Origin of the sequence: Coleofasciculus sp. FACHB-542, assembly GCF_014695825.1 — a bacterium.
Lineage (GTDB): Bacteria > Cyanobacteriota > Cyanobacteriia > Cyanobacteriales > FACHB-T130 > FACHB-T130.
The window spans coordinates 54,312-67,590 of record NZ_JACJPB010000027.1; the positions used below are offsets into that span (position 1 = coordinate 54,312).

7 protein-coding genes are annotated in these 13,279 nt (G+C 46.3%); 3 read left to right on the plus strand and 4 right to left on the minus strand.

Annotated features, from left to right (window positions below):
* Positions 1–69: 69 nt before the first annotated feature.
* From H6F52_RS08915 to H6F52_RS08925, 3 genes are all read left to right on the plus strand, one after another.
* The gene (locus H6F52_RS08915) at positions 70–5,856 is read left to right on the plus strand and encodes an alpha-2-macroglobulin (RefSeq protein ID WP_190533872.1); all 5,787 of its coding nucleotides are present in this window, start codon (positions 70–72) and stop codon (positions 5,854–5,856) included.
* Positions 5,857–6,116: 260 nt separating this feature from the next.
* Positions 6,117–6,824, plus strand: coding sequence for a hypothetical protein (locus tag H6F52_RS08920; RefSeq protein WP_190410039.1), 708 nt, complete (start codon positions 6,117–6,119; stop codon positions 6,822–6,824).
* Positions 6,825–7,102: 278 nt separating this feature from the next.
* Entirely contained in the window at positions 7,103–10,087 is a 2,985-nt protein-coding gene (locus H6F52_RS08925) for an EAL domain-containing protein (RefSeq protein WP_190533875.1), read from the plus strand.
* A 41-nt stretch (positions 10,088–10,128) separates the two neighbouring features.
* Here the strand turns inward: H6F52_RS08925 and H6F52_RS08930 are convergent, their stop codons facing one another.
* From H6F52_RS08930 to H6F52_RS08945, 4 genes are all read right to left on the minus strand, one after another.
* Entirely contained in the window at positions 10,129–11,304 is a 1,176-nt protein-coding gene (locus H6F52_RS08930) for a patatin-like phospholipase family protein (protein ID WP_190410037.1), read from the minus strand.
* 72 nt (positions 11,305–11,376) lie between these two features.
* Complete coding sequence (folB, locus tag H6F52_RS08935; protein ID WP_190533878.1) at positions 11,377–11,748, minus strand: dihydroneopterin aldolase; 372 nt, start codon at positions 11,746–11,748, stop codon at positions 11,377–11,379.
* A 30-nt stretch (positions 11,749–11,778) separates the two neighbouring features.
* Complete coding sequence (locus H6F52_RS08940; protein ID WP_190533881.1) at positions 11,779–12,702, minus strand: bestrophin family ion channel; 924 nt, start codon at positions 12,700–12,702, stop codon at positions 11,779–11,781.
* Between the two features lie 57 nt (positions 12,703–12,759).
* Complete coding sequence (locus tag H6F52_RS08945) at positions 12,760–13,140, minus strand: group 1 truncated hemoglobin (RefSeq protein WP_190527151.1); 381 nt, start codon at positions 13,138–13,140, stop codon at positions 12,760–12,762.
* Positions 13,141–13,279: the final 139 nt, after the last annotated feature.

A 13,279-nucleotide genomic window follows, 5' to 3' on the forward strand; every position in this document is an offset into this window, starting at 1 on the left:
AGCGGGTCATATAGGGATAACTCTTGGGGTTTCCCCTCCGATGAATTACCTGCAATGAGGAAAGACATTATGCCAGTTTCAATTCCTGATACAGATTCGCTGTCTTCCCGTCTTGCAGATGATAGTACAGATAAATCCTTTCAACAGATAGGCACAATCGTGAGAATTTGGTTACGGTTTCTGGTTGTCGTAGCATTCGTACTGGGAATAGCCGGATGTGGCGTGATTAATCTCTCTGGAAATGAACCACTTCCAGCAGTTCCTTCTCTAGCGACGCCGCAACTCCCAGACTGGATTGAGGAAATTAGTCCATCTGGGGAGGTTGAACCTTTAGCGCAGATTCGCATCCGATTTAAAGATGCTTTGATTCCTGTTGAGAGTCTTGATAGCCCCGATCAACAGCAAAAGCTGAAACAATTTGAGATTTTGCCGCCGCTACCGGGACAATTTCGATTTTTGACACCGCGAATGGTGGGATTTCAAGCCGACAAAGCATTGCCGAAAGCAACGCGAGTCAGAGTCACTCTGAAAGCTGGTTTGGCGGATCTAAAAAATCATCGTCTGGATAAGGATTTAGCGTGGACTTTCAATACTGAACCGATTAAACTAACTAATTTACCGACTACTAATCCTGAAAATCCTGATAATCAAGCGATCGCTCTAAAGCCAACTCTAAAATTTAACTCAAATGTAGAACTGGATATCGCTTCAGTCCAAGAGCATTTGAAGCTAGTTCCGGAAGGAAAACAGAAGGATATACGGCTGAAAGTTGACTTAGAAAAAAAAGAGACACCGTTAGAGAATGAACAGCCACAGGAGAAACTTGACCCTTCAACCCGCAACTGGACATATGATTTAGTACCGCAGCAGACTTTAGAAAAAGCGACTCGTTACCGCTTAGAATTTTCTCCGGGTTTGCGTCCTATTCGGGGTAATCTGCCCAGCGAGATGTCTTATGTTAGTCAGCTAGCCACTTATTCGCCTTTGAAATTACTCATAATTAAATATTACGGAGTACCCGATGCTGGAGGTACTTATGGTCGGTTTGTCAAAGGAAGTCCTCAACTGCAATTTAATAACGGGCTTGATGCAAATTCAGCGATTGAGAATATTACTGTAACTCCTGCGCCAAAAGAAACTCCTAAATTGGTTCAAGTTCCTGATGGAGAAAGTCTTGTTAGTCTCAACCCTTGGGCATTAGAACCTGCCACTACTTATACAATTACTATCGGTAAAAAACTTAAGGATAAGTTTGGTCAAACATTGGAAAAGCCAGTTACGCTCAAATATGAGACAGGCGATGTAGCTGGAGATATTTGGGTACCATCAAATCTAAATATTTTCCCATCTGGTAAAGATTTACAGTTAAATGTTTCCACTGTAAACTTGCCAGAATCAAAGTATAAAGCGGCTTATCGGGTATTGCAGCCGACAGATTTAGTTTATGTAGATTCCGCTTATCCCAAAGGCGATGGGAATGATTTATTACCGAATCCCAATTCTTGGCAAAGTGTCAAGGTATCGAGCAAGAAAAATCAGTTAATTGATGTACCTGTTCCCATCCAGGAAAAACTGGGTACTGCTACGGGAATGTTAGCTTATGGAGTTCAGGCGCGAACTAATCGTTATGAAGAAAATGGTAAGCAACAATGGCGCGAACCGACGACTTATGGAATGGTGGAATTGACTAATTTGGGAGTGTTTGCACAGTGGTTCCCAGATTCGGGATTGATTCGCGTGCATCATCTCTCAGATGGTTCTCCCGTAGCATCTGCACCTGTAGAGATTTATGAGTCGAAATTAGAGGCAAAATCTCGTCCTCAACCCGTACCTTGTGCATCAGGGAAAACGGATGAAGCGGGGACATTACTATTGCGTCGTGAGGATATGCAACAATGTACAAAATCCAGTTCTGGATTTGAACAAGGGCCTAAATTGCTCGTCATTGCTCGCGAAAATCAAGATTGGGCATTTGTCCGCACGGAAGAATATAGCGGTGCTTATGGGTATGGTGTTGATGCTGGATGGGATGATGGGAAGCCAGTCTCACGGGGGGTAATCTTCTCGGATAGACAGCTTTACCAGCCAGGGGAAAAAGCATCGTTTACGGGTTTTGCCTACTACTTACAAAATGGCAAGATTCAGCAGGACAAAAATGCTAGTTATAAAGTCACTCTCCTAAATCCAGATGGTAAAAACACGGATTTAGGTACTCAAAAAACCAATGAATTTGGAAGTTTTTCTCTAGAAATGCCGTTTAAGGCTAATCAACCGCTTGGCTATTATTCGATTCAAGCGAAAAGCAAAAGTGGTGTAGAGGTTTTGGGTGACTTTCGCGTTGCCGAGTTTAAACCGCCTAATTTTAAGGTTGAGCTAAATCTAGATAAAGAATTTGCTCTAAAAGACCAGCAAGTTGAAGCGAAATCCACGAGCAATTATTTATTTGGTGCGCCTGTAGAAGGCGGGAAGGCGGAATATTACGTCACGCGATCGCAATCTGATTTTAAACCGAAAGGGTGGGAGCAATTTTCCTTTGGGCGGCAGTGGTTTTGGCCTGAGGAAAGTCCGACTGTTTCTAGTGATGTGTTGCAATCAAAGCAGGTATTAGATGGTAAGGGAAACAGCCAGATTGTCAAAATAGCGAAGGATGTGCCTTACCCGATGACTTATCGGGTGGATGTGCAAGTCTCCGATGTGTCGAATTTGTCAGTATCAGATTCTAAGACATTTACGGTATTGCCAAGCGATCGCTTAATCGGGTTACAATCCAATTTCGTTGCGGATGCTGGTAAAGAGTTTCCCGTCCAAGTTATCGTTACCGATCCTACCGGCAAGGTGATGGAAGGACAACGGGTGCGCGTGGAACTGCAACAGATGAAATATAGCAGCGTCACGCGGGTGGTAGAAGGCAGTAATACTGCTAAAAACCAAGTGGAATACAAAACCGTGGCGCAGGCAGAGGTGAAATCGGGAAATAATCCTCAATCTGTGTCGCTGATACCTCCTGAATCAGGTTCTTACCGGATTCGAGCAAACTTTGCAAACACCAAGGATGAAGTTACCGCAACTGATTTGCAAATTTGGGCGACGGGTGGCAATGCGGTAAGTTGGGGAGAAAGCGATCGCGATCGCTTGGAAGTCAAACTCGATAAAGACACCTATAAACCGGGTGAAACGGCTACCGCTTTAATTCAATCTCCCTATCCGGAAGCTGAGTTATATTTTGCCGTTGTCCGCGATAAACCCCTGTACAAGACAATTACCAAAGTGAAAGGGGGTGCGCCGCAAATTCAATTCCAAGTAACGCCGGAAATGCTGCCAAACGCCGCAGTAGAGGCGGTATTGGTTCGCCAAGGCGTTCCCCTAAGTCAAGTGGAACCTGGAAGCTTAGAAAACTTGGTGCGGATTGGGTTTGCTCCTTTTAAAACTAACTTGGATGATAAGTATTTAAAAGTCCAAGTTACCCCAATTCAAGCGCAACTAGAACCGGGTGTCCCAGAAACCGTACAGCTAGAACTCAAGGATGCACAAGGCAACCCAGCCCAAGGACAGTTTACCGTCATGGCGGTAAATGAAGCGGTGCTGCAACTGAGCGGTTATCGTCCGCCGGATTTGGTGCAGACTGTTTATGCAGAGCAGCCGATTTCAACTCGATTTAGCGATAATCGTCCTAATGTGGTGGTGCAACCAACCTCAATGACGAAACCGAAAGGTTGGGGTTATGGCGGGGGACAATCAGCAGGCGCAGCGAATACCCGCACCCGTAAAGATTTCCAAGCCTTAGCTTACTACAACGGTTCTGTTCTCACAGACGCGACAGGGAAGGCAGAGGTGACATTTAAGTTGCCGGATGACTTGACAACGTGGCGGGTGATGGCAGTTGCTACCGATGGTAATCTGCACTTTGGCAACGGTGAGGCGACATTTATCACGACGAAACCGTTGCTGTCTAACCCTATATTGCCGCAGTTTGCACGTCCGGGCGATCGCTTGGAAGCTGGCTTATCTGTCACGAACAATACCCAACAAACCGGAAATCTGGCAATCAATGGTGTGGCGAATGGTTCTCTTCAGTTTGCAAATAAACCCGCTAATCTGCAAACCAAAGCAGAATCTGGCACTCGTGCGTATCGCTTTCCTATCGTGGCAGGAAGTGCAGGTAAATCTCAGGTGAAGTTTACTACTCAGTTGAATGGAACTGCTGATGCATTTGAAGTGCCTTTGGAAGTGAAAGCGCTAGAGATTACCGAACAAGTCGTAGAAAGCGGTACAACTACAAATCAGGTGAAAATTCCCCTGAATGTGGATAAAAAGGTTGTCCCTGATGCGGGAGGTTTGGAGATTTCCCTTGCCAGTACGCTGATCCCGGAAATTACCGCACCAGCGCGTCAAGTATTGCAGGATGAGCAATTGCCATTTTTGGAACCAGCGGCGAGTCAATTAGCGATCGCATCCAGCTTGCAAACGCTTTCTCAAAAATACGGTCAAACCTTTGCACAATTCAATCCGACTCAACAAGCGAACCAATCTCTAGAACACCTACAAAAACTCCAGCAACCGGATGGTGGATTCGCCGCTTGGCCTGGTCAACAGAAGTCCGATCCGTTAGTATCTCCTTACGCAGCTCAAGCTTTAGCAAGAGCCTCGAAAGCGGGACTGACGGTAGAACCGAGAATGGTGTCTCGCTTGACGACTTACTTGAAGAAAATTCTTGCAGATCCCGGTCAATACGATTTTTGTAAGCAACCACTCTGCAAGAATCAGGTGCGACTAGAAGCACTCTCTGCTTTGGCGGAACTGGGAGAAAAGCGCAATGACTTTCTTGCAGACATTTACGCACAGCGCAGTCAATTCGATCCGGTTACGCAGATTAAGCTGGCGCATTACCTGTCTCAGTTTCCAGAGTGGCAAGAAGAATCTCAAACTCTATCGAAACAATTCCAGCAAAATATTTATCAAACGGGTCGCACTGCTACGGTAAATTTACCCCAAGGTTTATCTTGGCTCAACTCGTCAACAACAGCTCAAGCTCAAGCTTTGCGCCTTGCGATCGCGCAAAAGAGTAACCCAGAAATCTTAGATCGGTTGTTGCAAAGTCTCCTCGCACTGCGACGAAATGGCACTTGGCAGAATACCTATGACAACGCTCAAGCACTCACGGCTTTGGTGGAATATAGTCAGACGCAGCCAACACCGCCTAACTTTGCCGCAATGGTGAAACTCGCTGGCAAAAAATTGACATCGGCGCAGTTTAAGGGATACACCAACCCCAGCCAGGATCTTAAGGTGCCGATGACCCAGTTGCCACGCGATCGCCACGATCTGATTGTGCAAAAATCGGGTCAAGGTACGCTGCACTACTTGGTTGCCTATCGCTACCGCCTACAGGGAAATCAACCGGGAAGATTTAACGGCTTACGGGTGACACGCGAAATCCGTCCCGCTAGTGAAGAAAAGGTGTTGCGAAAGCTCAGCCTCTATGCTTCTGATGAGCCGTTGACGGTGAAAAGCGGTCAGGTGTTTGATATCGGTTTGGAGATTATTACCGATCATCCGGTGAATCGTGTGGTCATTAGCGATCCGCTCCCAGCCGGGTTTGAGGCAGTCGATGCGAGTTTCCAAACTTCTACGGCTGCATTACAGGCAAAAGAGGATAACTTTGGCTTCAAGACGATTTATCGCGATCGCATTGTTGCCTATAGCGATCGCCTGGAAGCCGGAGTCTACTCTCTGCACTACCTCGTCCGTTCCGTGACTCCAGGCACCTTCCTTTGGCCTGGTGCAGAAGCCCATCTACAGTATGCACCAGAAGAATTTGGACGCTCAGCTTCTTCTACTTTGAAAGTGTCGGATTAGAGCGCAAAGGAAACATAAAGTTTCTTCCCGGCTGACGTTAGGGAAGGAGAACTATGGGGTGCCATCATCTGTTTTGCGAATGATGGCACCTCTTTTTTGCCTGATTTTGCCTTTTGTGTGACTTTTGCTTTTTAACTTTTGCTTGTTTGCCGATTAGTTTTGCCGCGATCGCCCTTTCTTTGCAAAGATTAGTTAGATTGTTATGCCACAACGGCAGTTATGGCGATATCAAGACTAAGTAAATTCATAAGGGAAGCAACATGGCTGGAAAAACAATAAATAGTAGTGCCAGTGGTTTTCTTGTTGTCCTCTTGCCATTGGCGTTTGCGATCGCCTTCCTGTTTGTAGCATGGCCTGTAGTGCTGGCACTGGTGTTGGTGGGCATCTGTTTAAGGCTTTGGCAAAACTATCAATGGCAAAAGTGGAGCCAGCAAGTCAATCCCTTTTTTCATCAGCTGATTCAGGAAACCCAAGGGCGCGTTACAGCACTCGACTTGGCAATGAAAGCGAATCTCTCTGGAGCAGCAGCGCAGCGGTACTTGGATACAAAAGCCCAAGAATTTGGGGCAAGTGCCCTTGACTATCAAGACAAAGGCAAAGTGTATTACTTTATCACTGCTAACACTCTAGGTAGCATCTTTGATGACAGCGAACCTTCCCGCCAATCTTATGTCAATGATGCTCCAGAAGCTGTGGCACCTGCCCGGAAAGAGCAGCAACCACAGGAATTAGCTGATGACGAGGAGTTTGAGGAACCTGAAAACGAACCCACTGACGAACAGAGGGCTTCTAAAGCGCTGATTCAATCTGAACTTGCAAGGCGGCTGGATGTTCATTCCAGTACCATTTACAAACGCAGGAGTGAACCATACTTCGCAGATTGGAGCCAAGGTCGAGATCCAGAAGGAATATCCTGGAGATTTGAACCCGATAGTATGCTGTTTTTTCCTATCGAAACCGAGTCTTAAAAGGAAAGCTGAACCGACTCCAAGGTAAAAGATAAATTTTCTGGAAAGAGGCTCAGTTTGGAAAGGCAAAAAGGGTAAGGGACGATTCCCTTGCCTTTTGCCGTTTTTAGGGGATCTGCTTGCCAACAACTTGCCTATAACACGGTTATCCCTCCCTAGAGGATTGAGAAGCATTAAGAAATTAAAATGATCCTTAAAAAAAAGGCAAAATAAGAAAACAAAGGTTAATAAAACGGGTTTGCATCCTACTGTGTCCAACCTGTCGAAAGCATTTATGAATGATCGAACCAAAACGGCCTGCGAATCAAGCAGTTAAGCTGGATACGAATTATCACCCTCGTATCTTTGATAAGAATATAAGCTTCGTGCCGCGTCAGATTAGCCCAAAACAATCCGAAGCACTGCGAATCATCGCTCGTCAGGTTGCGGCTCAACAAGAACTACGCCGTGGTTTGAACCGCTTAACCCGTGCCCCCCAATCGCACCCACGAGGGGAAGAACAGCAGGAGCGTTTCTTTACGCTCTCTGAGGAGCGCCTGCGCCTACTAGAATCCATTGTTATCAATGCAAATGACGCGATTGTCATTACAGAAGCCGAGCCATTGGAAGAGCCGCTTGGCCCCAGAATTGTCTATGTAAATCAGACCTTTACCCAAATGACCGGCTATCAATCGGAAGAGGTAATCGGTAAGACTCCCCGGTTGTTGCAAGGGCCGAAAACTGAGCGATCGCAACTCGATAAAATTCGTCAAGCTTTGTCACGATGGGAGCCGGTCAGAGTCGAGTTGATTAACTACCGCAAAGACGGTTCCGATTTTTGGGTAGAACTGAATATCTTACCGCTGGCAGATAGTACGGGTTGGTTTACCCATTTGCTAGCGGTGCAACGAGATATTACCGAACGCAAAGCTGCTGAGTACGAACTAAAATCCCATGCGCGGGCTTCAGCAGTGGTGGCTCAACTGGGGCAAGGGGCGCTCTCTGGCACCAATCTAGATGTGCTGATGCAAGAAGCGGTGAAGCTGGTTGCCCAAACCCTGGAAGTACCCTTTTGCCAGGTTTTGGAACTGATGCCAGGAGGCAATGCTTTATTCTTGCGGGCAGGCGTTGGCTGGCAGGAAGGGCTGGTAGGTTCTGCAATCATCGGTGCCCACGATCGTTCCCAGGCAGGATATACCTTGCTAACGGGGAAGCCGGTGATTGTGGAAGACCTCCGGATCGAAACGCGCTTTTCTGGAACGCCACTGCTGCACAACCACCGCGCGATCGCTGGCATGAGTGTGATCATTCATAGTCAGGGGAACCCGTTCGGTGTTTTGAGCGTTCACACCCCTAACTACCGAAGGTTTACGGAAGACGAAGTTCATTTTTTGCAAGCGGTTGCGAATGTCTTGGCAACGGCGAACGAACGCCAGCTGGCGGAAGAGGCGCTGCGGGAAAGCGAAGAGCGGTATGCGCTGGCGGTTCGCGGGAGTAATGAAGGTTTGTGGGATTGGAACCTGAAAGCGGAAACCTTCTATTTTTCGCCGCGCTGGAAATCGATGTTGGGTTGCCAGGAGGATGAAATTGGCGACAGCCCGGAGGAGTGGTTTAACCGCGTACATCCAGAAGACTTGGAGCGAGTCAAAAGCGCGATCGCTGCCCATCTAGAAGGGTTGACTCACCACTTCGAGAAAGAATATCGGATGTTACATAAGGATAAAACCTACCGATGGATGCTTTGTCGAGGAATGGCGATTCGAGATGCCAATGACAAAGCCTACCGTATGGCAGGATCGCAGACGGATATTACCGACCGCAAGGTGGCTGAGGAACATCTCATCTATGATGCCTTTCACGATCCGCTGACAGGTTTGCCCAATCGAGCCTTATTTATGGAGCGACTGTCCCAGGCGATCGCGCGAACCAGAAGACAGCCAGAATATCTGTTTGCCGTCTTATTTCTAGATCTCGATCGCTTCAAAGTCGTCAATGATAGCCTCGGTCATGTCATCGGAGACCAGCTGCTGATTGCGTTAGCAAAGCGACTGCAAAGTAGCGTCGCTTCTTGCCTGCAAGCCTCTGTGTGTGGCAGCAATACTGTGGCACGGCTTGGGGGCGATGAATTCGTCATCCTCTTAGAAGAAATTCAAGATATCGACGTTGTAGAAGCGATCGCCAAAAGCATCCAAAAAGACCTCCGGCATCCTTTCAACCTAGACAGACACGAAGTCGTTGTGACAGCCAGCATTGGCATTACCTTAAGTGCAATCGAGCAACGAGGTTCATCAGGCACTTACAAAACTTGCCCCTACCCCGGAGACATTCTGCGTGACGCCGACATCGCCTTATATCAAGCCAAGGCACTAGGCAAAGCCCGTTACGAAGTTTTTACCACCGCTATGCACACTCATGCGGTGGCTCGCTTGCAACTAGAAAACGATCTCAGACAAGCCCTAGCCAGAACCGAGGTAAAAGACCGGCTTCAAACAAAAACTGTCAATTCTTCTGGTTACTCTTCACTCAGTCGTGAGTCCGCATCCTTCAGTCATTCTTTCCTGCTTCACTATCAGCCCATTGTCTGCTTCATGACTGGCAGAATTACTGGTTTCGAGGCACTGGTACGCTTGTCTCACCCGTTTCGCGGCTTGATTTCCCCAGTTGATTTTATCCCGATCGCAGAAGAAACAGGTTTAATCATCCCTTTGGGAGCGTGGGTTCTGCGCGAAGCCTGCCGTCAAATGCGGCTTTGGCAACAAGAATTTCCTGACTTAGCGCCATTAACCATCAGCGTTAATCTTTCCGGCAGACAGTTTTCCAAACCTAATTTAGTCGAGCAAATTCAGCAAATTCTCCAAGAAACCGAGTTACCAGCACCAAGCCTAAAACTGGAAATTACCGAAAGTGTGGTGATGGAAAATGCTGCCGCCGCTACGGCTAGTTTAGAGCAACTAAGCAACTCCGGAATTCAACTTAGTATTGATGACTTCGGAACCGGCTATTCTTCTTTGAGCTATTTGCACCGCTTTCCGCTCAATACTCTGAAGATTGACCGCTCCTTTGTTAGCCGGATGGATGCAGGCGAAAATTCTGAGATTGTAAAAACGATTATTACGCTGGCTCATCATCTGGGATTAGATGTGATCGCAGAAGGTGTAGAAACGGCGGCTCAGATGGAACAACTGCGATCGCTACGCTGCGAAGCTGGGCAAGGATTCTTCTTTTCCAAGCCACTAGATAGCGAATCTGCTAGAGCATTAATCGCCGCAATGCCCCAATGGTAAGACCATTCAAAATCATCTTATTTTTAATTTTTCTGAGTCTGCTAACTATTTATAAAATCCCTCAACGATCTTTGCACTTGTGGTAGGTTGATGTAGACTTTGGCGGCTTCAATTAGATTCATGACATTTGCCGGACTCGCATCATCGATATCGTCACTCAATCGTTTCCCAGTCAACTTGCTATCGAGTTTAAATTGCAAGCGCAAGTAACGACTATCCTCATCAATCACCTGTTTAGCAATGTAACTATTAATATCTGACGAAGCATCAAAAATTACATCAAGAATCGGGAGTGCCCACTGAATCGCACCCCATTGTTGGGCACTTTCAAGCGGAATTGCGCGGGTAAGACTTCCCGTACCGAGGGATAAAACTGAAATTTCGTGGGGTTTATAACCTAACCGCAGGGCTTCAGCGATCGCGCAAGCTGTGGGATTATTTGCCCCAACACCACCGTCAATCACCGAGTATACGTTAGTAATTCGGTAAGCAGAAGTATTATTAGGCACTACGTTCCACGCCTCATCCACAATCGCCATCCGAGTCCCGCCTCTGTAGCCAATGATGCTACGATTCTGACCGCGTCCCGTCCCGCCGGTGATTTCAATCTGCATTTGATTGTAATCACCATTGTCTTCTGCGGCTTCTTGCCCTAAAGTAATCGAGTTCGTATCTCCGCCTTGGGCAATCCCTTCTTCTTTTTTATCCAGTCTATAGGCAGGAAAAAAAGTTGGGGCAGAAGCAGAACAGAGACACGCTTCCCATAAGGGAAGTTCAGCAAATATTTTGCGCCAGCTTTTAAAAATAATCGGTTCTCGCTTAATTGTGTCGTAGGCAGTAATTAAGAGCTTTGTTGAAGTAATATCCGACAGTTTTTTGTATTTAAATTCTTCTTTGAGAGACTCAATCAAACCTTTATTTGAGTATTTGGGGGCAGAAGGGCCGTACTGAAGAAGCAACCCGACCCGTTGCGCCGACCAAAGATTTCGGTAGGGAAAGATTCGAGTTCCTTTGTTCTGATACACATCCACAATGTCCTGGGCTGTGCGATCGCTAGCAATCGACGCCGCCAAAATTGACCCGGTAGAGGTTCCTGCAATTAAGTGGAAGTATTGGCTTAAGGGCTGACCGATAATTTTCTCGATCTCTGTCAGCATCGTTGCTGAAATGACACCCCGGATACCACCTCCGTCAAAGCTCAAAATGCGAAAAGTCACGCTTTTTTCCCCACAAAAGATTGCTGTCAAATCCAATAACTAATTGGTCATTCTTCCTTGTTTAGGGGTCTTCTACCCATTCCCCTTTGGATTCGCCCTCGTAATGTCAATCGTAATTTTGCCGCCAAAGTCTGGAATCGGTGCGCCCGGTTTCGTTAACCGCACTTGGACTTGCGACACTTGCTTGAATTCTAAGATGGCATCTGCGATCGCGCTGATTAACTTTTCTACGAGGGCAAACTTAGCGGTTTTTACCAAATCCTTCACTGTCGAAATCACCGCGCGGTAATCCAGAGTGTCTTCTATGGCATCGCTGATGCCTGCTGGTGCCAAATCTAGCCACAAAGTTACGTCTACTTCAAACCATTGCCCCAATACCTGTTCTTCTGGTAAGTACCCAGTGTAGCCGTAGCAGCGAATTCCTGTTAGCTGAATGCTATCCATTTTCTCAAAAACTTTAATTTCCTTGCTACTTCAAACCTGAGGAGCCAAAATTTCTCCTAAACTTTGCTCCGGTATCTTCGTTAAATCTTCAACATTCTCAATGATTGTGGTGCAAATATCATCTAATGGTAAATCATTCGGATCTCGTCCAAAAGGATTTTCAATTTCATTACCGATTTCTTCAATCCCAAATAAAATAAAACTAATTATACCGACAACTAGCCCTGTCCACCAGCCGGAAGTATCGACAAGTTGAAAAGGTAGCGCAAAGCCATAGATTAGCAACAGTCGCTTTAGGTAAATCGCATAAGCTAAAGGAATGGGGGTTTTTAAAATGCGTTCGCAGCCAGTTAAAGCTTCTACCATTTGATCTAGCAATCCATTCATTGCAGCTAACTGATTATTATTTAAGGAGTTCCGCTCGTGTTGCTGCTGTAGGTAATCCCCAATCCAAAATGCTATTTTTAGCGGAGGGTTTTTAACGCTTTTGAGCTGAAGAAATTGCGATGGAGTTACTATCTCTTCTAACTCGTCGTTTAAAGCCTCTTGTCGCAACTGTAACTTAGTTGCGATCGCAAAGGCTCCTAATAACCGCATCGCTGTTGCTTTATCCTCTCTATCTGTTGATTCTCGTTCCGCAACCGATACTTGAATTTGCCGCGCTAAATTGCGGACGTTCACCACCAAAAGCCCCCAGGATTTGCGCCCTTCCCAAAACCGCTCGTAAGCCGTATTTGTCCGGAAAACCAATAATAAGCCTAAAACCAGATTATAAACAACATTAGTAACCAGATTATCTAAAAGGTTTCCAGCGATCGGTAATTTAAAATAATCGAGAATAGAAACGAAAAAACCAAACCCTCCACACAAAAGAACGCGGGGAAAAATAGTCGGTGCGACCGATCCCCTCAACTGTAAAGCCATTGCAAACCAGTTTTTATTCTCAATCGTCATGCTGCTGTTTATTCACTGAAACTGAAGCAGAAAAAGATTAAATCATCGTTATCGCCTTCATTCAACAATATCTTGCCGAGTGCTGGCAACGATATCAAATAGCTCTTTCTGCTCTGTCTGAGGAACTTCAAACTTATCTAAACTTTGTTGAAAATCCGCCAGAAATACTTCCCACTCTTCAGGAGAAATTTTTAGGTGAGCATGAGAATCGTGCATTGAACGACCCGTATATTGTTGCGGGCCACCTGTCGCCCAGCAAACCATTTCTGTAACCAGATACTTGAAACCTGCTTTTGACACTCGGTGATGTGCTTCATCTACGAGAGGATTTGCATTCAATTTCGGGTCAACCATGATTCTGTCAATGAAATCATCGACTACGGCTGCAATATTGTAAACACCGCCCAGGCGCTCATAAAGTGATAGTTGTGAGTTCATAATGGCTTCTTCTTGAATTAAATAATTCCTAAATTCTCCTTGGCAAGTGGCAAGGTTAGCGATCGCTCGGTAAGCATTTTAAGGTTTTAAAAAACCTCAATCCTACTTTAAAGTACACCCCAGCACTCGCGAATAAAAT